Genomic DNA, 23,698 nt, shown 5'->3' with positions numbered 1-23,698 from the left:
GTATTCTCCTTTTTTAACAAGTTGTAGCAAGTCGCCAAATCGAAAAATCATTTTGGTGATTTTCTTCTGCCTTAGTAAGCATTCCTTCTGAAACCTTTTGGATAAATGTCAAAAGCTCATCACGCTTTTGCCCGATACTCTTTTTTCCATCAAGTATTTCTCCAGCATCCAAATCAATGCAATCTTGCATATTTAAATAAGTCTTAGTATTGGAAGAAAGCTTGATAGTAGGAGTAATCGCAGAACCCGTAGGAGTTCCTCTTCCTGTGGTAAAAATACAAAGATTGCATCCACCAGCAACCATTCCAGAGAGCTGTTCAATATCATTTCCTGGCGTGTTCATCAAAGTAAGACCTTTTTGCGTAATCTTGTGAGCATATTCTTTTACATCAACTAAAGGTCTTGTTCCTGCCTTATAAATACATCCTAGAGATTTTTCCTCAATACTTGAAAGCCCTCCAGCAATATTTCCAGGGCTAGGATTAGCACCACGAATATCTGCGTGTGCATCTAAAACAAGTTTTTCAAAATCACCTATAACTCGATATACATCATTTTTTACTTTTTCATTTATTGCTCTTTTTGCAAGTAGATGCTCCGCACCTATAAGTTCTGTTGTTTCAGCAAGTATCACGCTACCTCCACAATCTATAACAAAATCACTCACAGCACCCAAGAGAGGATTGGCTGATAGACCAGAAAAAGCATCACTGCCCCCACACTCTGTCCCCAATACCAAATCTTCCCAACCTCCTAAAGCTTTTTGAACACCGCTTGCCTGTTGAAGCATTTTCTTTACAATCTCACTACCCTTTTGAACTGTTTTTTCAACTCCACCATTTTCTTGAATAACCAAAAAAGAAACTTCTTTGTAAGGAGTTTCTTGCTTGATTCTCTCTGCAATCTCTTTTGCTTGAACAACTTCACATCCAAGCCCAACAATCAAAACACCATAAACATTAGGATTTGTTCCATGTCCAATAAGCACTTTTTTTGTCTGTTCTGCATCATAATCTAATTGAGAACACCCATGCTGATGTGTAATATAAACACATTCAGGATTTTGCATTGCAATCTTTTCTACACATTTATTAGCACAATGCACACTAGGAATAACAATCACCTTGTTTCTAAAACCAAAGCTTTGATCTGCTCTTCTATATCCCATAAGTTTTATATCTTTTAGCATTGTTGATCTCCTCTGCCTCTTACGCCTTCAATATTATGAATATGCACATGCGAACCTTTTTTGATAATAGAGCTTGACTTTCCAATCACTTCACCATATTTAATAATAGGAGCACCATTTGGAATATCTTGCAATGCAAACTTATGTCCATTATCAATTGCTTCTAATAAAACAACATCTCCTAATACCTCTCCAGCTTGGCAATTTTTTAGCGCTGTAGCAACATTATCTTTCTCATTAACCTTTATAAACTGCATAACCATTCCTCCTTACAAGTCCTTCAAATCAACAATCTCTTTCATTTCTTTGATAATAGAAATTGCCTCTTGTTTTTTATTTTCAATATTTTGTAGGATATGAGAATCTATGGGGTGAATGCTCAAGACATTATTAAAATTGAAACCTCTTGCTTCTAACAAGCATGCATATCCCAAAGGGAATGGCAGTGTCCCAGCAAAGCGTATAGCCTTTAATATGAATTTTTGTAATTTTTGAGCCTTGATATAATCTTTTTGCAAAAAGCTCTGATAGATTCCACTCATAACTTCTGGGAAAACACACCCGCAAGAAGTCATAGAACCTTTTGCACCATTCAATAGTGCTCCTAAATAATATTCCTCCCTACCTACAAAAATATCAAAATCACACACATCACTAAAATGCGCAAAATCAACTGCAGAGCCAGCAGAATCTTTCATACCTACGATATTTTTAATCTTGCTTAATTTTTGAGCTACCTTAAGGCTTATTGGTGGGGCAAATAAAGGAATATTGTAAATATAAAGTGGTAAAGAAACTTGCTTTGCTATGTTACTAAAATACTCAATCATATTTTCTTCACTCAAAGGATAGTAAAAAGGTGGTTGCAAGAGCAAGGCATCTAAACCTAATTTTTTAGCTTCATTTGCAAGTGCAATTGTTTCTTCATAAATCACACTACCAATACCACTAATTACAGGCACCTTTCCCTGTGCAGCCTCAAGACTGAGTTTCATAAGCTCTACTTTTTTTTCAAAACTAAGAGCCAATCCATCTCCTGCTGAACCATTACAAAATATCCCATTTAAACCCTGAGCAATACCAAACCTTGCTATCTTGATATATTCATCTGCATTGATACTAAAATCCTTATTATATGGAGTTAGCATTGCTGGAAAAGTTCCAAATAACATCTTCATAATTTCTCCTTGACTTTTTAATTTCATTCAAAACTAACAAAAAAATAATAAATAATGAGTATTAAAGTAAAAAGTAAATTATATATTTACTATTATGTAACATATAGTTACATTTAATCACGATAAATCTTGAAAAATTATCAGATAAAAAATAGATTTATTAACTATAAAAAAAGAAAATATTTACAAAAAGTAAAAAAATAAAGACGCAGAATGATTGATTTTAAAAGCTTAATCATTGAATTTTATTTTGATTTTATGGGAAGTTTTCACAAAAAATACTTATAATCTTAAAAATCATTTTTAATTGTTAGGAGCAAAGAATGCAAGATGAAAAAATCATCGAAGGATATTTGGGCTTTACACAAGAAAAGAAACAAAGCAAATATCCTGCTAAATTAGACTTTTTACAAAGTGCTACAGGATTGTTTTTAGGGCTTTTTATGATAGCACATCTCTTTTTGGTATCCAGTATTTTATTGGGACAAAAAGCGATGTATCAAGTTACAAAATTTTTTGAAGGTAGTTTTATCTTTAAAGAAGAGCAACCCATCATTGTAAGTATTGTGGCAATTTTTGTCATCATAGCTTTTGTCGTGCATGCCTTTTTGGCATTAAGAAAATTTCCCATAAGTTACAAACAATTTAAGATTCTAAAAACACATAAAAATGTGATGAAACATAGCGATACAAGTCTTTGGTTTATACAAGCTCTAACTGGTTTTATGCTTTTCTTTTTAGCAAGCATTCATCTTTTTGTCATTCTCACACAACCAGACACAATAGGCCCAAATGCCTCTTCTTATCGTTTTGTGCATCAACATTTTTGGATTTTATACATTGTAATGCTTTTTGCCGTTGAACTTCACGGGAGCATAGGGCTTTATCGTTTATGTATCAAATGGGGATGGTTTGAAAAATTGGGCATACAAAATCTTAGAAAAATCAAAGTGGCAATGGGTGCATTTTTTATTACTCTAGGCTTGTTAAGCTTTGGTGCATATGTAAAAATTGGAATCTCACAAGAAAATAAATCATTACAATACTACAAAGATTATGATGATAAGCTTTATGGAAAAAATCCCCAATCTTGCAATTGTAAAAAGGAAAAAAGATGAAAATAATATATTGTGATTCATTGATAATAGGTGGAGGACTTGCAGGACTTAGAGCTTCAATCTCAGCAAGAAAAAAAGGACTAAATACTATTGTATTAAGTTTGGTTCCTGTAAGAAGAAGTCATTCTGCTGCCGCACAAGGAGGTATGCAAGCTAGTCTTGGCAATGGAAAAATGAGCGAAGGAGATAATGAAGATTTACACTTTATTGACACTGTAAAGGGAAGTGATTGGGGATGTGATCAAGAAGTTGCTAGAATGTTTGTAACCACAGCACCAAAAGCCATAAGAGAGCTTGCTAGCTTTGGTGTGCCTTGGACTAGAATCAAAGCAGGGGAGAGAAAAGCAGTCATCAATGGTGAGCATGTAAGCATTACCGAAGATAAAGAAAAAGAGGGATATATCCAAAGTAGAGATTTTGGTGGCACAAAAAAATGGCGGACTTGTTTTACTGCTGATGCCACAGGACATGCAATGTTGTATGCTGTTGCAAATGAAGCATATAGACATGGGGTAGATATCCAAGATAGAAAAGAAGTGATTGCACTTATTCACGAAAATAATCAATGCTATGGAGCCATAGTCAGAGATCTAGTCAATGGAGAGATACTCGCATATGTCTCAAAAGGGACACTTCTTGCCACAGGGGGGTATGGAAGAATCTATGCTAATACCACCAATGCGGTAATATGTGAAGGCATAGGTATTGCCGTAGCTCTTGAAACAGGAATTGCAAAATTAGGAAATATGGAAGCTGTTCAATTCCACCCTACTTGCCTTGTTCCAAGCGGTATTCTTATGACTGAAGGCTGTCGCGGAGATGGTGGAATCTTAAGAGATAAAGATGGTTATCGCTTTATGCCAGATTATGAACCAGAAAAAAAAGAATTGGCAAGTAGAGATGTGGTAAGTCGCAGAATTTTAGAACATATCAAAAGTGGTAAGGGTGTAGATTCTCCTTATGGCAAACATGTGTGGCTTGATATAGCAATATTGGGGCGAGAACATATCGAAAAAAACTTGCGTGATGTTCAAGATATTGCCATTACTTTTGCCGGTCTAGATCCTGCGGAAAAATGGATTCCTATACGACCTATGCAACATTACTCTATGGGCGGAGTGCGAACAAACTATAAGGGTGAAACACATCTTAAGGGATTGTTTTGTGCTGGGGAGGCGAGTTGCTGGGATTTGCATGGTTTTAATCGGTTAGGAGGTAATTCTGTTAGCGAAGCTGCTGTTGCTGGAATGATTATAGGTGAATATTTTGCTAAACATTGCCAAGAAGCAAATCTTGAGATAAAGACACAAACTATTGAAACTTTTATCAGAAACCAAGAGGCTTATCTCTTATCTCTTATTAACAATGATGGTAATGAAAATGTATTTGCCATAAAAAATAAAATGAAAGAAATTATGGATGAAAAAGTCGGAGTATTTAGAGATGGGGAGGGATTAAAACAAGCAGTAGAAGAGCTAGAAGAGCTTTATAAAAGAAGTAAGCATATCCAAGTCAAGAATAAAAAACTTCACAATAACCCTGAGCTTGAAGAAGCTTACCGAGTTCCAAAAATGCTAAAAATTGCCCTATGTGTAGCAAAAGGTGCATTGGATAGAACAGAATCAAGAGGAGCTCATACGCGCATTGACTATCCTAAAAGAGATGATGCCAATTGGCTAAAAAGAACCCTTACTTCTTGGAGCAATCCAGAACAAACACTCCCTACCATAGAATATGAAGAATTAGATGTAATGAAAATGGAAATTACACCAGATTGGAGAGGTTATGGTGCAAAGGGTAATTTTATACCTCATCCAGATAAAGAAAAAAGAGATGCCCAAATAGCACAAATCACTCAAGAAATCAAAGCAAAAGGTGGTGATAGATATGCACTACAAGAAGCATTGATGCCTTTTGAACTTTTGGCTCAATATAAGACTAAAAATCAAAGATTAGGAGAATAACAATGAATACACTACAAACACAACAAAGAATCCTAACAATTAGAGTCTTAAAATTTGATCCTCAAAGTGCAATCTCAAAACCCCACTTTAAAGAATATAAGATACAAGAAGCACACTCAATGACCATATTTATTGCACTTAATATGATTAGAGAAAAATTTGATCCTGATTTGAGCTTTGATTTTGTCTGTCGTGCTGGAATATGTGGAAGTTGTGGAATGATGATAAATGGGAGACCAAGACTTGCTTGTAAAACCCTAACTCAAGATTTTAAAGATGGGATTATTACACTAATGCCACTACCAGCATTTAAACTCATAAAAGACTTAAGTGTAAATACGGGCGAATGGTTTGCAGGAATGACAAAAAGAATCAAAGGTTGGATTCATAGCAATAGCCCTGTTGATATCTCAAAAATAGAAGAAAAAGTCGATCCTGATGTCGCACAAGAAGTATTTGAACTTGATAGATGTATTGAATGTGGGTGCTGTATTGCAAGTTGTGCTACAAAACTTATGAGAGAAGACTTTATAGGAGCTGCTGGGATGAATAGAATTGTTCGTTTTATGCTTGATCCTCATGACAAAAGAAGCGATGCAGATTTTTATGAAATTGTAGGTAATGATGATGGCGTCTTTGGGTGCATGAGTCTGATTGCTTGCCAAGATACCTGTCCAAAAGAATTGCCTCTTCAAAGCAAAATCGCCTATTTAAGACGCAAAATGATACAAGTAGGCATGAAATGATTCTTATCATTTTAGTAATATCTATCCTAAAAATACAATAACTAAAAAAAAAAGGGGGGGGGGGTCTATTCTTCTTCTACTTTTTCTGTAATTATATTTCTAAAAAACATATCTTTTAGGATTGTATTTATTTTTTGCTGATTTTGCTCATTGCTAAGTGCTTTTACTATGCTATGGGATTTTATTTTCATTTTCATAATCTGATTTTTACTTAAAGCATTTAAAGATTGAGCGATGGATTTAGAATCATAATCTTTAGCAACAATACCATTTTGATATCTATGGATAAACCACTCCATTTCTTTATGTGGTATTGTCACTAAAGCCAATCTTGATTGAATATATTCAAAAAATTTATTTGGCATTGTTAGCTCAAGATTTAAATTGGATTTTGGCAATGCATAAAGTCCAATATCATATGCATTGCTAAAGGTGATAAGATTATCAAAACTAACAGGCGGAATGATGCGAATTTTTTTACCTTGTTTTTTGCGAACCTCAACCATTTTTTCTAATTTTCTTAGATATTTTTTATCTGGACATATCAACATTAAATCCAATGAAAAATCACTGCTACAATAATCCATTATCGCGATAGTTTTTTCTATCTCTCTTGCCCTATTGGCATACCCATGATAAATCATTCGTATCTCTGAAGCCAACATCAAACTCGGTGAAATATCATAAAACTTACTGAATGAATAAAACACCTCACTCTCTATATTATAAAAATCCTTATAAGCCTTTTTAATACCCAATCCAACAGTAATAACCCTATCAGCTTTTGGCATAAAATTAGCACACAAATAATCATTAAATTTCTGAAACAAAATTCTCCATCTCAAAGAGTTTGTGTATTGCTTAGGATAAAATTCTCTTGCATCAAATAAAACTTTTGCACTCTGCTTGTTTTCAAGCACTATGGGCAACAAAACAAGATCATGGCAAATAATTAAATCAAAGTCTCTTTTTTTTAAAAAAACTTGGATTTCTAAGCGATTTTTTGTAAAGATGAGCTTATTCCACTTTTTTAAAAATACATTAAAATATAGCCCGATTTCTTGCCATAGATTTCTTTTTTTATATTCACTATAACTCAAAACTTCAACACCATCAATAGGGGTGCTATTTAAACCCATAGCAGTAACTTTGTGTGATTTTTTGAGATTCTCAATCATCCTTGATGGTCTAGGATTTACAGCAGGATTTGCTGCACATAAAACTAAAATTCTCATTAGCTACCTAATATCTCTAAAAAGAAATCTTTTCCAAGCTTCTCTCTTATTAAATCATTAGTTTCTTTAATGATTTTTTGCTTTAACATCGCTAGTTTTAGCTCCTCTGAAGAAAGCATTAAAATTTCTTGAGCTTTTAGAATATATTCATCAATACTAAATGCAACAAATTGGTGTGCCTTGCATAAAAAATTAAAAATTTCTTGTTGTGTCACTTGATATTTGGTAGCAATAGGCAAAATGTATTCTTTATGCATTTCAAACCAACTCTCTAATCTTGTTTCTCTTTGCTCTCTTGTCTCTTTTGAGAGGATAAGACTTGGCTTATCTTTTGCACTAAATTCTATCCTACTCTCCCCTTGTTCCATGGGAAAACTATCTAGCCATATATCAATAATATGACCATAAACTGCGCTATCAACAAATCCTGTAAAATAAAAACGATGTAACATTTGAGAATCTATTTTGGAAATTTTGGCTTTTATCTCATCCACATTGCCTGCACCACAAGCTAAAAATACTGCATTATCATTATTTTTCAATATAGTAATGATAGTCTTTAAATAAGTCTCATCATCAATTTTTACCAAACGACCTATATTTCCAAATATCTTAACATCACTAGGATAAAGTGCTCTTGTTTTTTCAAGCAATTTTGAATCAATATCAGGATTATAGAAATTTGTATCCATTTTTACAGGGATTCCATAAAAATCAAATCCTTGATGTGTAATCCTTTTTTGATTCCCACAAATATGTGTTATTTTTAAATCTAAAAAATCCCCATCATAAACAAAATTGCCATGACTCCAGAAAAATTGTTTTAAGCAACTGCGTGTAGCTAAAAGAAAATCACTAATACCATAGCCATTATTTGGACTAATCAAAAACTCTACATTATCTCTTAGTATATTCTCCCTTAGCGCTAATGCTTTTGCTAAGTGTGAATTATAATAACCTGCCTTATTGTATTCTTCACCTATATCTAAGACTTCTATACCCAAATCCTGATAGCTTTTCATAATTCTTGGATCATTGTCACTTTTTTCAAGAAAGCTCATCACATAAAGTTTGATTTTATATTTGTCCTTAAAATCTTTATTTTTCATCAAAGTTTTTAAGAAACTAAATTCAACCTTATAAGGAGAATTCTCTACCAGACGATCTCTTAAGATTCCTATAACACCACTATTTTGTTTCTGCGCTATAGGTAGGGTAAAATTTTTGGCAAAATCTTTATAAACATTAGTTGCAACAAGGGTAATTTCTTTGTTAAATTTTTGCCAATCTTCTTGAGAGGAAAAATTATTGCCACACATATGATAAATAAAAAAATGCACATAAAGTGCAAAATCCATACTTGAGGTATCCAAAACTTCTAATTCTTGATAAAGCACCTCTTTCCATTTATCATAAAAATCCAACCATCCTTTATGATTGAAATAATGCGGGACATTCCAAAAAACATGCAATTGCCAATTAAAAAACGATCGCTTTTGCTTATAGTTTAATTTTTGAAAATTTTCAAAAATTAAGAGCAAATTAGCCTTTAAGGTTTCAAATGGGATATCAAAATATTTAAAAGCCTGCAAAATAAACTCTGCGCTTTTTTGAGATTCTAAACTATGAATATCTATTAAAACAATCTTTTGTATATAAAAATCTAAAGCCTCTTTTGCCCTCCCACCTAAAATTTTTGCAAGCACTGCTAATTCTAGTAGCATAAGATTTTCATTATTGCTCATATCTTGCTGAAACATCGCATTTTGTGCGATGTTTTCAATCTTTGCAAATCTTTCATCTTTATCTGCAATATCTTTATAAATCACATAAAGTGCTAAATAAAGTTTATTAACAACTTCTCCATTTAAAACAACAAGATTAAAAATCTTATCCCTAAATATTTGTTGTATTTTTTTTGGAATATCTTGAGAAATCTTATTTGTTTCTATCATTTCTAAAAGACAATTCATCGCGATATCAAGTTGATATTTATTTTCAACAGAATCTAAAAGTGTCTCAAGAATGCCAAAATTATTTTCTTGCATTGTTATAATCCTTATTTACTAGCCATACATATTCTGGAAAGGTCGCATCTGCATAAGGTTTAACCACAGCTGTAATATAACCATTTTTATCTAAAATCTCAGTCACCTTACCAACAGGAATATTTTGAATAAAAATATTATCTAACCCACTTGTAAATACTTCATCACCAATGTTTATATTAAAATATTGAGGTATAAAATCTGCTAGCACCAAATCTTTTTTTTCAGCATAATAATGCAATGTAGCTGGTATTTTCTTTTCGCCAATATAAACACTATAGCTACAACGCTCATTTCCATTAAATAGCCCAAGCAATCTGCCATTTTCTACAACAGCAATACCCAATGCATATCCATTTCTAATAATTCCAAAAATCTTATCTTTTTGATATGGCATTTTAGTATTTAACCAAACCTTGTCATACTGCAAAAAATCTACATAAGAAATCACCAAAGCAGACTGAAAGGCTGTATTTGAATACAAATCAAGCTGTGGGTAAAAATCTAAAATCTGTTTTAATTGCTCTTTTGTTTCAGTTAATTCAAGCTCAATTTGCTGATATTGCTTATATTTTTCTTGATAAAAGGCAATGCTCTTAGCTTGATTGAGGAATCTATCATAGTTTTGCCAAAGCGACTGACTTATCTCAAGATAATGAATTTTTATTGTATCAGTAACCTTAAAAAATACCTCTCTTGTCTGCTTACTTAGACCAAAAGTAATAATAAGAGAAATGAAAAACAATAAAAATACAAATAAAAGTCTATAGCGCATTATCAATCATATTTAAGATTCTGTAAAAGATCTAAATTTTCCAATGCCTCACTTGTTCCTTTTGCTACTGCCAATAATGGCTCATTACCAACAGCGACAGGCAGTTTCACTACTTCTGATAAATATCTATCTAATCCTCTGATTAAAGCACCACCACCCGTAAGAACAACGCCATTTTCAACAATATCTCCAGCTAGATCTGGTGGAATTACCTCTAAAATGTTTTTTAAGGTATTGCCAATTTCTTGTAATTGATTTTTTATAGCTTCTCTAACATCTTCACTACTAAGCTCAATAGAATTAAGCAATCCACTAACCTGATCCTTACCTTTAACTTGCATTGTCAAAGGAGGATTTTGTGGGTAAGCACAACCAATCTCAATCTTAATATCCTCGCCAGTCCTCTCACCAATTACAAGATTGTATTTTTTGCGAATATAATCTACGATTGCACAATCAATCTTATCTCCAGCAACACGAATAGACTTACTAATTACAAGACCACCTAAAGAAATTACACCTATTTCTGTAGTTCCACCACCAATATCAACAATCAAGCTTCCTTGAGGCTCTCTGATAGGAAGACCTGCACCAATTGCTGCTGCCATAGGCTCTTCTATTAAAAACACTTCTCTCGCACCAGCACTCATTGCAGATTCCTTCACTGCTTTTCTCTCCACCCCAGTAAGTCCATATGGAACACAAACCATTACTCTTGGACGAATAAGCGCTTTTCTCTTATGTGCTTTTTCTATAAAATAGCGAATCATCCTTTCTGTAATATCAAAATCAGCTATTACACCATCTTTCATTGGGCGTATAGCCTTAATGCTACCAGGGGTTTTTCCAATCATCTCTTTTGCTTCACGACCAACAGCCAAAACAGCACCATATCCATCAAAACGATCTGTCTTAACTGCAACAATTGAAGGCTCATTGATAACAATACCTTGACCTTTTACAGAAACAACAGTATTTGCAGTTCCTAAATCTATAGCAATATCATAAGAAAACAATCCAATAATCTTATCAAGCAACATTACAATCCTTTAACTTTTGTTTTTTTCTTAATTAAAAGAGGTTTTGCATCTCCATCAATACACTCTGGGCTTATAATCACATCATATCCCCTCATCTCTGGGAGATCAAACATGACCTCTGTGCAAACATCTTCAATAATTGTTCTTAGTCCTCTAGCTCCAGTTTTTCTAGCTATTGCTAAATCTGCAATTTTCTCCAATGCTTTATCTTCAAAAACAAGATTTACCCCATCAAGAGCAAAAAGCTTTTGATATTGTTTAATAATCGAATTTTTTGGTTTAGTCATAATACTTAGCATAGCTTCTTTAGTAATTGCACCAAGAGTTGCAATTACATGTAATCTTCCAATAAACTCTGGAATCATCCCATAAGCAACAAGATCATCAGATTCTACCATGTGCAATACCTCTGTATCATCTTGTATTTTTTCTTTCTTTTCAAAACCAAAACCTAATGCATTCTTCCCAAGTCTTCTTTTAATAATCTCTGACAATCCATCAAAAGCCCCTCCACAGATAAATAAGATATCATTTGTATCAATCTGTATAAACTCTTGATTTGGATGTTTTCTCCCTCCTTTTGGAGGGATATTTACAACACTTCCTTCTATAATTTTTAATAAAGCTTGTTGCACACCCTCGCCAGAAACATCTCTTGTAATTGATCGATTCTCTGATAATCTTGCAATTTTATCAATTTCATCAACAAATACAATTCCCTTCTGTGCTTTTTGCACATCACCATCTGCTGCTTGTAAAAGTCTTGTTAAAATATTTTCTACATCCTCGCCCACATAACCAGCTTCTGTAAGACTTGTCGCATCAGCAATAGCAATTGGTATATCCAAAGCTTTAGCTATTGTTTGCGCCATAAGAGTCTTTCCACTACCTGTAGGGCCAATAAATAAAATATTAGACTTTGCAATCTCTACCTCATCATCTAACTGACCCCTACTCATAATTCTTTTATAGTGATTATAAATTGCTACAGAAAAAACTTTTTTAGCCCTCTCTTGACCAACCACATAATCATCTAAAATTGCCTTTAATTCCTTTGGCGAAGGGATATAATCAAAATTATTAACTTCTTCTTTGTCAATATCTTGCGAACCAGCAAAGCTTTGATATAAAAACTCCATACAAGTTTTACAAATGAAAGCCTCTTCTCCGGAAGCCCCCTTATCTCCCCCGATAAACACCTCTTTTTCGTTACCAATCTTTCCACAAAAATTACATTGAATGGTCTTATGATTCACTTCCAACCCCTTGTCTCACAGGAATACCCCTTTGAGAATCTAAAATAAAGCTACAAATCTTTTGCACATGAGGATTGTCTGGATTATTTTGCAATTCTTCTCTTGCAAGGGTTGTAATCAAGTCCTTTCCAGACATTAAACGCTTATACAAACTACTAATAAAATCTATTTCTTCTCGTTGAAATAATTTACGCATACGATGACGATTTAAGCCCCTAAAAATAGCTCTAGATCCTTCTACAATACTATATGGAGGAGCATCTTGAGTAAGCAAAGATCCTGCTGCTACCATAACACCATCTCCAACTTTAACAAATTGATGCGCAGCAGATAATCCTCCAAAATTTACATAATCACCAACAATCACATGTCCCCCTAAAGTCGCATTATTAGCAAAAATACAATGATTACCAACAATACAATCATGTGCCATATGCACATATGCCATAAACAAATTATCATTACCTAAAATTGTTTTTCCACCCCCGCCTTCTGTTCCAGGATTAAACATACAATGCTCTCTTATCAAATTATTGTCACCTATGATAAGCTCTACATATTCTCCATGATATTTCAAATCCTGTGGAATGGTGCCAAGCACAGCATAAGGAAAAATTGTATTGTTTTTACCTAGGGTTGTATTTCCCAAAATAGTTACATTATTATAAAGTTTGGTTCCATCTCCAATCTTTACTCCATCTCCAATAACACAAAAATCCCCAATTTCAACATCCTTACCTAAAACCGCACCATCTGCTATAACAGCTGTTTTTGCTATACTCATACCCTCTCCTAATCCTTCCTATCTGCAATCATTGCTTTAAGCTCAGCTTCTGCCACTAAATTATCATCAACATAAGCTTTAGCATCAAGTTGCCACACCGCACCTTTATTTTTTATAACGCTTAAACGATATTCTAGCCTATCACCTGGTGTTACTGGCACTCGAAACTTCACACGATCAATAGTCATAAAATAAACAATCTTATCTTTTGCAGCTTCAAAATCTTCACCCCAAGCACTGATAAAAGCCAAAAGCCCTCCAGCCTGAGCCATACCCTCAATAATCATTACACCAGGATAAATTGGCTGATTTGGAAAATGCCCTTGAAAAATCTCTTCATTTGTGGTGACATTTTTATAAGCCTTAATGTCTTTTCCAGCATTCAACTCTACAACTCTATCAACGAGCAAAAAAGGGTAGCGGTGTGGTAAGATTTTCTTTATTTTATTTATATCCATCATGCTGTATTGCTCCTTAAGTAAAATATCCAAATTATTTAAAATAAAATTTGCTAATTTTAGCAAAAATAAGCTTAATTTTTATTATAGAGTTCAGTCACTCTAAAAATGCTTTCTTCTTGAAATAAGCTTTGAATTTCAATAGTTATAGAATCTAAAAATTTGGAATCTACAATTAAAATCGGATTGATACTTTGATATCCACATAAAAGATGACGCAAGAAAAATTCTTCATCTATACTTAGAGGATTTGCTCTAAAATCTAAAAAATTTAAAAAATTCTTTTTGCAAACTAGATTGACAAAATCAAGAGGCACAAATACACTATCCTCTTTTCTTGAAAATCCAATTTGAATTTTTTTATCCTCATAAGCCTTTAAAATACTTAAATCTAAATCCAATTTTGGTTGTAGCCAAGAAACCTCTCCAATGGTTGTCTTTTTTTTACTTTGCGAATTAACCAATGCATAACTTAAAATATTTTCCCCATTTTGTTTTTGTAATAAACATTTTAAATTTCTATAAACTTGATATTTTCTTTGCACTAATAAATAGGGTTTATTATCTTGTTCTAAAACATCTCTTTTGTGGAATTCTGCTCGTCTCTCTTCTATACTCCCCAAAGAATCTGTCTGCAAAATATCACTCATCATTTCAAGAGATATTTTGCCTTGTTTATCCCTTTGTTGGCCTAAGGCAAACTTACATCCACAATAATTTTGTCTATACAAATTATCTTTTTTTGCAAGCAGATTCTGCTCTTGAACACCGCCATTAGCCCTAACATTGACTTTTATAAAATCCAATCCATATTCTTGTGCAATCTGATCGCCCTGTGCAAACAAGATTTTTTGTTCTTTCATGGGGCTAGAAAGCAAAGTAGTGGTAAATCTTTCTTCTTTTAATTTCTTTGCCTGTTGTGCGCTAACAATCAATCGTATATCAAAGCATTTATTGCAACGCTTTCCTTTTTCTGGTTCATCCTCTAAACCCACAACACCATCAAACCAATTCTGCGTATCATATTCTCCAACAAAAAGCTCAATTCCTAGCATCTTGCAACTTCTTTTCACATCATCAAGCCTTAAATCATGCTCACTCTTTGGATGAATATTTGGATTATAAAAAAATCCTCTTAACCTTTCTTCTGGATAAAGCTCTCTTAATCTACTTAAAAAATAATGACTATCAACACTACAACAAATATGCACTAACACTCTTAACTCCTATTTTTAAACACTATAAATAGATAATACCCTATGCCCACAGCAAATACACAAATAATAAAAACCAGCAATAAAAAATCCAAAAGCTCCATCACCCTATCCTATCAGTTTCACATGAAACATCTCTCAAAGTCTTTTCTCTAAGTTGTCCACATGCTGCAGAAATATCTATACCCTTGGATTCTCTAATCGTAGCAAGCAAACCCCTCTGCACTAAAAAATCAGCAAATTTTTTTACCTGCTCCATATCAGGCCTTTGAAATTCTGATCCCTCATGAGGATTAAACAAAATAAGATTTACTTTTGCCTTAATGCCATCTAATAATTTTAATAAGGTTTTAGCACTTTTTAAATCATCATTCAAATCTTTTATGACCAAATATTCAAACATGATTCTTTTTCTCGCATCTACAGGAAAATCTCTCAATGCATCAATAATGCTTTGAATATTATAGGCCTTATTCATTGGTATAAGCCTTGTTCTAAGCACATCATCAACTGCGTGAAGTGAAATAGCAAGCTGAACCCCCAAATTCATCTCTCCTAATTTCTTAATCCTAGGAGCAATCCCGCTTGTTGAAATTGTTTGTCTTCTGGCAGAAATAGAAAGCCCATTTAATTCTCCCAAGATTCTAATGGCCTTTGCAACATTATCAAGATTATTTAGAGGTTCTCCCATACCCATATATACGATATTTACTCTTTTTTCTGGCAACAAGTTATTATCTTTTTTCAACCACACCACCTGCTCAACAATCTCTCCAGCACTTAAATCTCTTATAAATCCCCCCTTAGCAGTAAAACAAAAAGCACATCCTACTTTGCATCCAATTTGACTTGAAACGCAAAAAGTATATTTTTCTCCCTCTATAACCTTGCCATTATCATCTAATTTTTTATCACGCATTTTTATAAAAACACTCTCAAAACTATGTCCATCTTGTGTTTTAAAAAGATATTTTTTTGTCCCATCGCTACTAGTTTCAACCCTAATAATCTCAAGATGAGAGATTCTATATTCTTGCTTTAAAATAGCTTTTAAATCCTTTGGCAAATTATGCATTAAATCAAAATCTTGGAGATACTGCACATAAAGCCAATGATAAATTTGCTTAGCTCTAAAACTTGGTTGTATAAAACTTTCTAATTCACTTTGCGTATAATCATAAATATTTTTCATCAAAAACTCAATTTGGGTATTTTATGGGAATTCTATCAAAAACTGCTAAAATTATTCTTTAGTGTTTGTAAATACTTGATAGGAGTGTGATTTTGGCAAATATAAATCCTTGCGTTGGAATAATTATTCCAATTTATAATGTAGAAAAATATTTAAAAGAATGTTTAGATTCTGTTATCAATCAAACTTATAAGAATCTTCAAATTGTATTAGTTGATGATGGAAGCACTGACAATAGCTTTGCTATTGCAAAAGAATATTTTGATAAAGATAAAAGAATAGCTTTAATAAAAAAGAAAAAAAATACTGGTATGGGCTCAAGTCGCAATATGGGATTGGATTATTTATCCCAATGTTTAAATAAAGAAAAAAAGGGGGGGGGGGCTAGAAGTATTTGAACACCAATCTCCATTGATAGTTGATTATATCCACTTTCTTGATAGCGATGATTGGCTTGAATTAAGTTGTGTAGAGGAGTGTGTAAATAGTGCTTTAGCAAGTCAAGCAGATATCATTTGGCATGGGTGCAATCATTTTCAAGAAGCAACTCAACAAATCACAGAATCTAACTTTCTCAAATCATTAAAGCTAAAAGAAAAATACAGCTATACTGGATTAGAGATTTTCTCAAGCCTTCCATATTCTTCTTTTTCGTGGGTAGCAATGGGAATTGTCAAAAGTTGCTTGGCAAACAAAGTTAAATTTGAAGAAGGGATAGAATCTGAAGATGCTCTCTTTGGAATGCAAATCTTTTCTCTTGCAAAAAATATTCAAATTATACTAAAACCTTTTTATTACTATCGCATCCGTCCAAATTCCACTTCTCAACATACCCTAAACAACACCACAAATCCTAAAGAAATTCGCTTCCCTTCACATCAAAACGACCTGATTGATGTATTTCACACCCCTTATGAAATAAGACATTATAGTTTTGCCTACTCTTGCGCAATCATATCTCTAAGAATGGATGAATTTTTAAAAAGAGAAAAATTTTGTAATCAACTCAACACCATAATTAAAAATATGATTGAAGAGAGGGTAATCTATGCTTTTGGAGGGTGTGCTTTTGATAAAGATCCTAGAAATATAAGAAAGCTTTGCACAAAACTTATTGACTATACCTCAAAAACTCCTTGGAATCTGAAGTTAGCTTACTACTATCCCACAATATATAAGATTCTCAAAAAAATAAAAAATATTTTAAGAAAATCATAATTTTTAGTAAATATTTAAGCATTATTTAAGCGGGGGGGGGGGGTAGAATAGCAAAAATATCTTAAAATAAAAGGAACTAGAATGGGTTATACAGAACAATATATTTTAGAAATTCTCTTAAAATATTTGGAAGAAAATGAAGCAAATAATCAAAGTATTGAAACGGAATATTTTGAGAGTTACTTTGAGTTTTTAAAATATTTTAAAGGGCTTGACATTATCGATAAACATTCTTTCACGATAGGTTCCTATCTTGTTTATGGGTGGATGCCGACCATTCCAACTATAAAATATACCCAAGAAAGTATAAAAATTCTAAATCTTGTAAAAAATGGGGAAGAGATTACTGAGAAGGATTATGCCCAACTTGTAAAAAGCATAAACAATTCTATTGTCGGTGTTTCAAAATTATTGCACTTTATCAATCCTAGTGACTATCCTATTTTTGACAGTAGAATAAAAAACTTTTTTAAAATAAACAAGATAAAAAAGGAGTTTTGCAAAACAATTTATGATAAACAAGAAGAAATTCTGCAATATTTAATGTATAAAAAATTCTGTCAAGATATTGTAGAGACTATAGAATTTCAAGATATCTATCAAAAAGTAGTAAAACAATGTCCAAATAGTGCCAATTTCACAAAAATAAGAATGTTAGAAAATTTATTTTTTAGTTTTGATAAGAACAGGATAAAAAAATAGTTTCTATTTTTTGAAACACCTCTCTTTGATTTTTCAAAAAATCCTGATGTGCAAAAGCATTGCAATAATTGCTGACACAAAAGATTCCTCTAGCAGGAATCTGGAATCTTTTTGCTACACTAAGCACAGCAAAAAACTCCATATTTTCTAGCAAGATTCCTTTTTCTTGCATTTTTTGAGCATAAAAAAAATCTGTGCTGATATAATTACTAGAATTCACTATGGCTCTAGGCAATCCCAAAGAATCTATTTTATCTATAGTTTCACATGAAACACTATCAATGCTATTGATTTGATTTTTTAATGGTGTGTAACTCTTATTTTCTAAATGACTGATTTCTATTTGTGTAGCACTATCTGAAATAAATAAATCTAATATTTTTATATTTTTGTCATAGCTTCCAGCACTTCCCACAAAAACTAAAAATTCTGGTTTTTGGTTTTGGCAAATTTGCGTAAGTGTAATACTACTTTCTACAATCCCCACCCCAATACTAATGGCAAAATCAAAACTCTCTCCATTGCCAGCACAAACAAACATGTCTAAATCCTTACAGGAATTTTATTCTCAAAGAGATAATTTTTTAAATCTTTAATTGTAATTTCATCATTATGAAAAATACTAGCAGCCAATCCAGCATCTGCTAGTGATTTCCCACTTGCATTTTTTTTAAAAATATCCAAAAAATCTTCTTTTTTTCCAGCACCCCCACTTGCAATCACAGGAACATTAACTATCTTGCTCATAAACTCCAAACATTCAACATCAAATCCATTTTTTACCCCGTCACAATCCATACTAGTGAGCAAAATTTCTCCAGCCCCCCTATCACAAACCTCCTTCGCCCATTCCCCCAAATCCTTATGGGTATCTTCTTTTCCACCTTTTATAAATACACTCCAACCACTTTTTGTTTGCAATGTCTTTTTTACATCAATCGCAATTACAATACACTGACTTCCAAATTTTTTAGCCCCCTCTGTGATAAATTGAGGATTTTTTACTGCAAAACTATTCAAACTTACCTTATCCACGCCTATATGCAATAATTCATTGATATGTTCAAGTTGTGATATACCTCCACCCACAGTTAGAGGTATAAAAACTTCCTTGGCTACATTTTTTACCACATCAAGCATTACGCTTCTATTTTCTAAAGATGCACTAATATCAAGCAAAACCAACTCATCTGCACCAGCTTGATTATATTTTTTTGCCATAGCTACAGGATCACCCATTTCCCTCAAACCTTCAAAATTCACCCCCTTGACTACTCTGCCACAATCCACATCAAGACAAGGAATAATTCTCTTTGCTAGATTCTCCATTTTCTAAAACTCCAAAAACATAAATTCCAAAATAATACAAAAATAATAAAAAATTTAGATAGAATCAAGCAAAACTTTGGAGAAGAAGGTTTGCAATACCAAGCAAAAAAGAAGTTTGGGCAAAACTTCTTAAAAGATAAGATTTATGTTCAAAAAATTGTCCAATCCATTCCCAATATTCACAAAAATGAAAAAATTGTAGAAATTGGGGTTGGCTTGGGTGATTTAAGCGATGAGTTACTCAAGCTTTATCCAATAAAAGCTTATGAAATCGATAGCGATTTGTGTTCTTTACTTGAAAAAAAATATAGCGATGTTCTAGAATCTGGTAGATTTGAGCTTATCAATCAAGATGTATTAACACTGGAAAGAGAAAATGGTTGGTTACACAATCAGGATTATATTTTAGTATCAAATCTACCCTACTATGTTGCCACTCATATTATTCTAGGTGTTTTAAAAGATCCTTTATGTAAAGGATTTGTCGTAATGACACAAAAAGAAGTGGCGCATAAATTTTGTGCTAAAGATGGGGATTGTGATTTTTGTGCCCTTAGTGTATTAACCCAAACTCTTGGGGATGCAAGAATACTTTTTGATGTTCCAGCTAATGCATTTGAACCAATGCCCAAAGTGACTTCATCAGTATTTATGGTGTGCAAAAATAACAAAACTCTACAATTAGGTTTTGAAGATATGCTAAAAACTGCTTTTTGCTCACCTCGCAAAAAACTTTTTAAAAACCTTGCAACACGCTATAACAAAGATTTTGTAAAAAAAATTTTTGAAAGATTAAAATTACAAGAAAATATAAGAGCTCATGAGCTATCAAGCCCAATATATCACCAAATTTTTGAAGAAATAAAAAAAGAAAGGTAATATCATGGAAAATAATGAAAATACAAAACCAGAAATACAAAAAAGAAGATTTTTCAAACCTAGATTCAAGAAACAAAACTCTGAGGAAAAAAGCGACAAAGAAACTAATGCAGAAAATATCTCAAAAGAAAAAAATGAAGAATCTAACAAAGAAAAGCCAAAAAAATGGACTTTTAGAAATAAAAATACTCAGGCACAAAATAAAGAAAATAATCGCTCCAATAATGGAACAAGAGAAGTGCAAAATGTAAATGAAAGAGGGAATCTAGGATTCCACAAAGATTTAAAAAAAGGTGTAGAGGCTAATAATCGTATCCAAAAAAGCAGTCTTAATCCTCATTACAAACTCAATCTTAATACTAAAGCAAAGGTAAGAATTACTCCTCTTGGCGGACTAGGCGAAATTGGTGGCAATATGATGGTAATGGAAACCGAAAACTCTGCCATTATTATTGATGTGGGAATGAGCTTTCCTGAAGAAAATATGCATGGAGTAGATATCCTAATACCAGATTTTAGCTATATCCACGCTATTAAAGATAAAATTGCTGGAGTGGTGATTACTCACGCACACGAAGATCACATAGGAGCAGTCCCCTATCTTTATAAACAACTTCAATTTCCGCTATATGGAACCCCTTTGGCATTAGGAATGATTGGGAATAAATTTGATGAGCATGGATTAAAAAAATTCCGCTCTTTTTTCAAAATCGTAGAAAAAAGAAAACCCATTAGCATTGGAGAGTTTGAGATTGAATGGATTCATATCACACACTCTATCATTGATGCATCAGCCCTTGCTATCAAAACAGAAGCAGGAATCATTGTGCATACTGGGGATTTTAAAATCGATCATACTCCTATTGACAATCTTCCTACAGATCTTCATCGTCTTGCCCACTATGGAGAGCAAGGGGTTATGCTATTGCTTAGCGATTCTACAAATTCTCATAAAAGTGGTAGCACTGCTTCTGAAGCAAGTGTAGGTCCAACATTTGATGCATTGTTTAAATCTGCTGAGGGTAGAGTAATTATGAGCACATTCTCCTCAAACATTCATCGTGTTTATCAAGCAATTACCTATGGTATGAAATATAATAGAAAAGTAGCAGTTATTGGTAGATCTATGGAAAAAAATATAGATATTGCAAGAGAGCTTGGATATATCGAGCTGCCTCACAATATTTTCATTGAAGCACACGAGGTTAATAACTATCCTGATCAAGAGATTCTAATCGTTACAACTGGATCTCAAGGCGAAACAATGAGCGCACTCTATCGTATGGCAACTGATGAACATCGTCATATTAAAATTAAACCAACAGATATGGTTATCATCTCTGCAAAAGCCATACCTGGAAATGAGGGTTCAGTCTCTACGGTGCTAAACTATCTTATGAAAGCTGGAGCAAAAGTCGCATATCAAGATTTTAGTGAAATACACGTAAGTGGTCATGCTGCACAAGAAGAGCAAAAACTAATGTTAAGACTTATTAAACCGAAATTCTTCTTGCCTGTGCATGGAGAATACAACCATGTAGCAAAACACAAAGAAACTGCTATTAAATGCGGTGTTTTAGAAAAAAATATCTATCTCATGGAAGATGGGGATCAAATCGAGGTAAATCCTAGCTATATTCGCAAAGTAAAATCTATAAAAAGTGGTAAAGTCTTTATAGACAATCAAGCTTGCACAGAAATTGACAATATTGTAGTTACAGAAAGACAAACTTTGGCGGATTGTGGTTTGTTGTTATTAGTGGCCTTTATTGATAAAACTGAACACAAATTACTCAAAGATACGCAAATCACATCTCTTGGTATTATCAATCCAAAAGATGAAAAATCATTTAGCAAGGAAGTTGAAGGGTTATTAGAGTTGCACTTAAAAAATCTGAAACCAGAAATTTTCAACAACAATAGATTGCTAGAAAATGATTTGCGAAATATGCTAAGAAAATTCTTGTTTAAAAAGACAAAAAAATATCCAACTATCGTGGTGCATGCATACTCAAGGTAAGAATATGGATTTTAATAAAATTGCACAAGAAGTATTAGAATCTGAGGCTAAAGAACTATTAGAAGCAAGTAAAAAAGCTATAGACTGGGAAGCAATTATTCAATGTATCTTAGATTCTAAAGGCAAACTCATTGTCACTGGTGTGGGAAAAAGCGGACTTATAGGAAAAAAAATTGCCGCAACACTTGCAAGCACTGGGACATCTAGCTTTTTTATCCATCCAACTGAGGCAATGCATGGTGATTTGGGGATGATAGAAAAACAAGACATTATTCTTGCTATTAGCTATAGTGGAGAAAGTGATGAACTTATAGCAATATTACCCCATCTTAAACGCTTAGCATCAAAAATTATTACTATGAGTAAAGACAACAATAGCTCTTTATCTAAAATGGGAGATTTTTTTATACCCATTGCTGTTAGCAAAGAAGCCTGTCCCATAAATACTGCACCTACAAGTTCCACAACCCTAACTTTAGCACTTGGAGATGCTTTAGCAGTCTGTCTTATGAAAGCAAGAAATTTTACAAAACAAGACTTTGCATCATTTCATCCTGGTGGAAGCCTAGGAAAAAAACTTTTTGTAAAAATCAAAGATTTAATGCAAATGCAAAATCTTCCTATTATCTGTCCAGAAATACCACTAAAAGAAGCGATTATTAAAATGAGTGAAGCTAGGCTTGGCACAGCCATACTTGCTAATAATAATCAATTATTTGGGATTTTAAGTGATGGGGATTTAAGAAGAGCTATGATGCAAGAAAACTTTGATATCAATGCTTCAGTGAAACATTATGCTAACTTAAATCCAAAATATTGCACAAATGAAAATATGCTAGCACACCAGGCTTTGGAATTTATAGAACAAAACAAAATCCAACTACTTGTTATTACAGATTCCAATAAACACATCAAAGGTGCAATCCACTTACACACTCTTATAAGTGCGGGTATAAAAAACTAATCTTTATACTCCCTATTTTACAAAATCTTTAAAATTATACATTGTAGAGTTCCACTCTTTCCCTCTCCAACCACCACTTAAACTAAGGAGTTTTGTCATAAAACTTTAAGATTTGATTTTAAGATTAAAGAGTTTTGTTATTTCTCTTTTATCTTTAAAGCTTAAAGTATTGTTTTATTTCTTTTTGTTTTAGTTTGTTTAAAACAAAAAAATTATAAAGTGAAAAGTAAAAAATAAAATAAAAAAATATAAAAATGTTTAAGTGGTGGCAGGAGAAGGAAAAATCTTTGTTTGTTTTCTTCTTCTGCTTAGTTTTAATTAAAAATACTTTTTAATACTTTTAATTAATACTTTTAATTTCTTTTTTAATTATTATTCTTCATACTTCT

The 23,698-nt window shown here is 32.8% G+C and carries 23 protein-coding genes; 9 read left to right on the top strand and 14 right to left on the bottom strand.

Annotated elements, in window-relative coordinates; all coding sequences use genetic code 11:
* Positions 1-13: 13 nt before the first annotated feature.
* Genes CQA57_RS06495 through CQA57_RS06485 form a run of 3 tightly spaced genes read right to left on the bottom strand, consistent with a single transcriptional unit; the run spans position 14 to position 2,367 of the window.
* Complete coding sequence (locus CQA57_RS06495; protein WP_115579427.1) at positions 14-1,189, bottom strand: UxaA family hydrolase; 1,176 nt, start codon at positions 1,187-1,189, stop codon at positions 14-16.
* A complete protein-coding gene (locus tag CQA57_RS06490) occupies positions 1,183-1,446 on the bottom strand; it encodes a UxaA family hydrolase (protein ID WP_245941870.1) in 264 nt (87 codons plus the stop codon). The genes CQA57_RS06495 and CQA57_RS06490 overlap by 7 nt, the downstream gene beginning before the upstream one ends.
* A gap of 12 nt (positions 1,447-1,458) precedes the next feature.
* Entirely contained in the window at positions 1,459-2,367 is a 909-nt protein-coding gene (locus CQA57_RS06485) for a dihydrodipicolinate synthase family protein (RefSeq protein ID WP_170126843.1), read from the bottom strand.
* Positions 2,368-2,690: 323 nt separating this feature from the next.
* On the opposite strand from CQA57_RS06485, the gene CQA57_RS06480 reads away from it, so the two are divergent.
* Genes CQA57_RS06480 through CQA57_RS06470 form a run of 3 tightly spaced genes read left to right on the top strand, consistent with a single transcriptional unit; the run spans position 2,691 to position 6,195 of the window.
* On the top strand, positions 2,691-3,485 hold the full coding sequence (locus tag CQA57_RS06480) for a fumarate reductase cytochrome b subunit (protein ID WP_115579424.1): 795 nt from the start codon (positions 2,691-2,693) through the stop codon (positions 3,483-3,485).
* Entirely contained in the window at positions 3,482-5,449 is a 1,968-nt protein-coding gene (locus CQA57_RS06475) for a fumarate reductase flavoprotein subunit (RefSeq protein ID WP_115579423.1), read from the top strand. Before CQA57_RS06480 ends, CQA57_RS06475 begins: the two co-directional genes overlap by 4 nt.
* A gap of 2 nt (positions 5,450-5,451) precedes the next feature.
* A complete protein-coding gene (locus CQA57_RS06470) occupies positions 5,452-6,195 on the top strand; it encodes a fumarate reductase iron-sulfur subunit (protein WP_115579422.1) in 744 nt (247 codons plus the stop codon).
* 65 nt (positions 6,196-6,260) lie between these two features.
* Here CQA57_RS06470 and CQA57_RS06465 read toward each other — a convergent pair whose 3' ends face one another.
* The 9 genes from CQA57_RS06465 to rlmN all read right to left on the bottom strand — a co-directional run bounded on the left by CQA57_RS06465 (position 6,261) and on the right by rlmN (position 16,197).
* Entirely contained in the window at positions 6,261-7,430 is a 1,170-nt protein-coding gene (locus CQA57_RS06465; RefSeq protein ID WP_115579421.1) for a glycosyltransferase family protein, read from the bottom strand.
* Entirely contained in the window at positions 7,430-9,478 is a 2,049-nt protein-coding gene (locus CQA57_RS06460) for a glycosyltransferase family protein (RefSeq protein WP_115579420.1), read from the bottom strand. Before CQA57_RS06460 ends, CQA57_RS06465 begins: the two co-directional genes overlap by 1 nt.
* Complete coding sequence (mreC, locus tag CQA57_RS06455) at positions 9,465-10,253, bottom strand: rod shape-determining protein MreC (protein ID WP_115579419.1); 789 nt, start codon at positions 10,251-10,253, stop codon at positions 9,465-9,467. The genes CQA57_RS06460 and mreC overlap by 14 nt, the downstream gene beginning before the upstream one ends.
* Before the next feature lie 2 nt (positions 10,254-10,255).
* Positions 10,256-11,293, bottom strand: coding sequence for a rod shape-determining protein (locus tag CQA57_RS06450; protein ID WP_115579418.1), 1,038 nt, complete (start codon positions 11,291-11,293; stop codon positions 10,256-10,258).
* Complete coding sequence (gene clpX, locus CQA57_RS06445) at positions 11,293-12,549, bottom strand: ATP-dependent protease ATP-binding subunit ClpX (protein ID WP_115579417.1); 1,257 nt, start codon at positions 12,547-12,549, stop codon at positions 11,293-11,295. The genes CQA57_RS06450 and clpX overlap by 1 nt, the downstream gene beginning before the upstream one ends.
* Positions 12,539-13,333 carry an acyl-ACP--UDP-N-acetylglucosamine O-acyltransferase gene (lpxA, locus tag CQA57_RS06440; protein ID WP_115579416.1) on the bottom strand — a complete coding sequence of 265 codons (795 nt, stop codon included), beginning with the start codon at positions 13,331-13,333 and terminating at the stop codon, positions 12,539-12,541. The genes clpX and lpxA overlap by 11 nt, the downstream gene beginning before the upstream one ends.
* 8 nt (positions 13,334-13,341) lie before the next feature.
* The gene (gene fabZ / locus CQA57_RS06435) at positions 13,342-13,794 is read right to left on the bottom strand and encodes a 3-hydroxyacyl-ACP dehydratase FabZ (RefSeq protein ID WP_115579415.1); all 453 of its coding nucleotides are present in this window, start codon (positions 13,792-13,794) and stop codon (positions 13,342-13,344) included.
* 71 nt (positions 13,795-13,865) lie between these two features.
* Complete coding sequence (locus CQA57_RS06430) at positions 13,866-15,008, bottom strand: epoxyqueuosine reductase QueH (RefSeq protein WP_115579414.1); 1,143 nt, start codon at positions 15,006-15,008, stop codon at positions 13,866-13,868.
* A 100-nt stretch (positions 15,009-15,108) separates the two neighbouring features.
* Positions 15,109-16,197, bottom strand: coding sequence for a 23S rRNA (adenine(2503)-C(2))-methyltransferase RlmN (rlmN, locus tag CQA57_RS06425; protein WP_115579413.1), 1,089 nt, complete (start codon positions 16,195-16,197; stop codon positions 15,109-15,111).
* 92 nt (positions 16,198-16,289) lie between these two features.
* Here rlmN and CQA57_RS06420 point away from each other — a divergent pair, with 92 nt between their 5' ends.
* The 3 genes from CQA57_RS06420 to CQA57_RS06410 all read left to right on the top strand — a co-directional run bounded on the left by CQA57_RS06420 (position 16,290) and on the right by CQA57_RS06410 (position 18,117).
* Complete coding sequence (locus CQA57_RS06420) at positions 16,290-16,595, top strand: glycosyltransferase family A protein (RefSeq protein WP_170126842.1); 306 nt, start codon at positions 16,290-16,292, stop codon at positions 16,593-16,595.
* 13 nt (positions 16,596-16,608) lie between these two features.
* Complete coding sequence (locus tag CQA57_RS06415) at positions 16,609-17,415, top strand: hypothetical protein (RefSeq protein WP_115579411.1); 807 nt, start codon at positions 16,609-16,611, stop codon at positions 17,413-17,415.
* Between the two features lie 81 nt (positions 17,416-17,496).
* Positions 17,497-18,117: a hypothetical protein gene (locus tag CQA57_RS06410; protein ID WP_115579410.1), complete on the top strand. Its 621-nt coding sequence runs from the start codon at positions 17,497-17,499 to the stop codon at positions 18,115-18,117.
* On the opposite strand, the gene CQA57_RS06405 is transcribed toward CQA57_RS06410, so the two are convergent.
* Positions 18,086-18,658 (bottom strand): 5'-methylthioadenosine/S-adenosylhomocysteine nucleosidase family protein, encoded by a 573-nt coding sequence (locus CQA57_RS06405; RefSeq protein ID WP_115579409.1) that lies wholly within the window; start codon positions 18,656-18,658, stop codon positions 18,086-18,088. The two genes, CQA57_RS06410 and CQA57_RS06405, sit on opposite strands and share 32 nt — an antisense overlap.
* Positions 18,659-18,660: 2 nt before the next feature.
* Entirely contained in the window at positions 18,661-19,446 is a 786-nt protein-coding gene (gene hisF / locus CQA57_RS06400) for an imidazole glycerol phosphate synthase subunit HisF (protein ID WP_115579408.1), read from the bottom strand.
* A 90-nt stretch (positions 19,447-19,536) separates the two neighbouring features.
* Here hisF and rsmA point away from each other — a divergent pair, with 90 nt between their 5' ends.
* The 3 genes from rsmA to CQA57_RS06385 are packed head-to-tail and all read left to right on the top strand — an operon-like array spanning position 19,537 to position 23,309.
* Positions 19,537-20,325 (top strand): 16S rRNA (adenine(1518)-N(6)/adenine(1519)-N(6))-dimethyltransferase RsmA, encoded by a 789-nt coding sequence (rsmA, locus tag CQA57_RS06395; protein ID WP_115579407.1) that lies wholly within the window; start codon positions 19,537-19,539, stop codon positions 20,323-20,325.
* 4 nt (positions 20,326-20,329) lie between these two features.
* The gene (locus tag CQA57_RS06390) at positions 20,330-22,345 is read left to right on the top strand and encodes a ribonuclease J (RefSeq protein WP_115579406.1); all 2,016 of its coding nucleotides are present in this window, start codon (positions 20,330-20,332) and stop codon (positions 22,343-22,345) included.
* Positions 22,346-22,349: 4 nt separating this feature from the next.
* Positions 22,350-23,309 (top strand): KpsF/GutQ family sugar-phosphate isomerase, encoded by a 960-nt coding sequence (locus CQA57_RS06385; RefSeq protein ID WP_115579405.1) that lies wholly within the window; start codon positions 22,350-22,352, stop codon positions 23,307-23,309.
* Positions 23,310-23,698: the final 389 nt, after the last annotated feature.

Origin of the sequence: Helicobacter anseris (assembly GCF_003364335.1) — a bacterium.
Lineage (GTDB): Bacteria > Campylobacterota > Campylobacteria > Campylobacterales > Helicobacteraceae > Helicobacter_H > Helicobacter_H anseris.
Note: the sequence above shows the minus strand (reverse complement) of the source record. Positions and strands in the feature narration are given on the sequence as shown.

Excerpts from the sequence above, each read along its gene's own strand:
- CQA57_RS06495 (WP_115579427.1), bottom strand. The coding sequence starts at position 1,189 with ATGCTAAAAGATATAAAACTTATGGGATATAGAAGAGCAGATCAAAGC.
- CQA57_RS06490 (WP_245941870.1), bottom strand. The coding sequence starts at position 1,446 with ATGCAGTTTATAAAGGTTAATGAGAAAGATAATGTTGCTACAGCGCTA.
- CQA57_RS06485 (WP_170126843.1), bottom strand. The coding sequence starts at position 2,367 with ATGAAGATGTTATTTGGAACTTTTCCAGCAATGCTAACTCCATATAAT.
- CQA57_RS06480 (WP_115579424.1), top strand. The coding sequence starts at position 2,691 with ATGCAAGATGAAAAAATCATCGAAGGATATTTGGGCTTTACACAAGAA.
- CQA57_RS06475 (WP_115579423.1), top strand. The coding sequence starts at position 3,482 with ATGAAAATAATATATTGTGATTCATTGATAATAGGTGGAGGACTTGCA.
- CQA57_RS06470 (WP_115579422.1), top strand. The coding sequence starts at position 5,452 with ATGAATACACTACAAACACAACAAAGAATCCTAACAATTAGAGTCTTA.
- CQA57_RS06465 (WP_115579421.1), bottom strand. The coding sequence starts at position 7,430 with ATGAGAATTTTAGTTTTATGTGCAGCAAATCCTGCTGTAAATCCTAGA.
- CQA57_RS06460 (WP_115579420.1), bottom strand. The coding sequence starts at position 9,478 with ATGCAAGAAAATAATTTTGGCATTCTTGAGACACTTTTAGATTCTGTT.
- mreC (WP_115579419.1), bottom strand. The coding sequence starts at position 10,253 with ATGCGCTATAGACTTTTATTTGTATTTTTATTGTTTTTCATTTCTCTT.
- CQA57_RS06450 (WP_115579418.1), bottom strand. The coding sequence starts at position 11,293 with ATGTTGCTTGATAAGATTATTGGATTGTTTTCTTATGATATTGCTATA.
- lpxA (WP_115579416.1), bottom strand. The coding sequence starts at position 13,333 with ATGAGTATAGCAAAAACAGCTGTTATAGCAGATGGTGCGGTTTTAGGT.
- fabZ (WP_115579415.1), bottom strand. The coding sequence starts at position 13,794 with ATGATGGATATAAATAAAATAAAGAAAATCTTACCACACCGCTACCCT.
- rlmN (WP_115579413.1), bottom strand. The coding sequence starts at position 16,197 with ATGAAAAATATTTATGATTATACGCAAAGTGAATTAGAAAGTTTTATA.
- CQA57_RS06410 (WP_115579410.1), top strand. The coding sequence starts at position 17,497 with ATGGGTTATACAGAACAATATATTTTAGAAATTCTCTTAAAATATTTG.
- CQA57_RS06405 (WP_115579409.1), bottom strand. The coding sequence starts at position 18,658 with ATGTTTGTTTGTGCTGGCAATGGAGAGAGTTTTGATTTTGCCATTAGT.
- hisF (WP_115579408.1), bottom strand. The coding sequence starts at position 19,446 with ATGGAGAATCTAGCAAAGAGAATTATTCCTTGTCTTGATGTGGATTGT.
- CQA57_RS06390 (WP_115579406.1), top strand. The coding sequence starts at position 20,330 with ATGGAAAATAATGAAAATACAAAACCAGAAATACAAAAAAGAAGATTT.
- CQA57_RS06385 (WP_115579405.1), top strand. The coding sequence starts at position 22,350 with ATGGATTTTAATAAAATTGCACAAGAAGTATTAGAATCTGAGGCTAAA.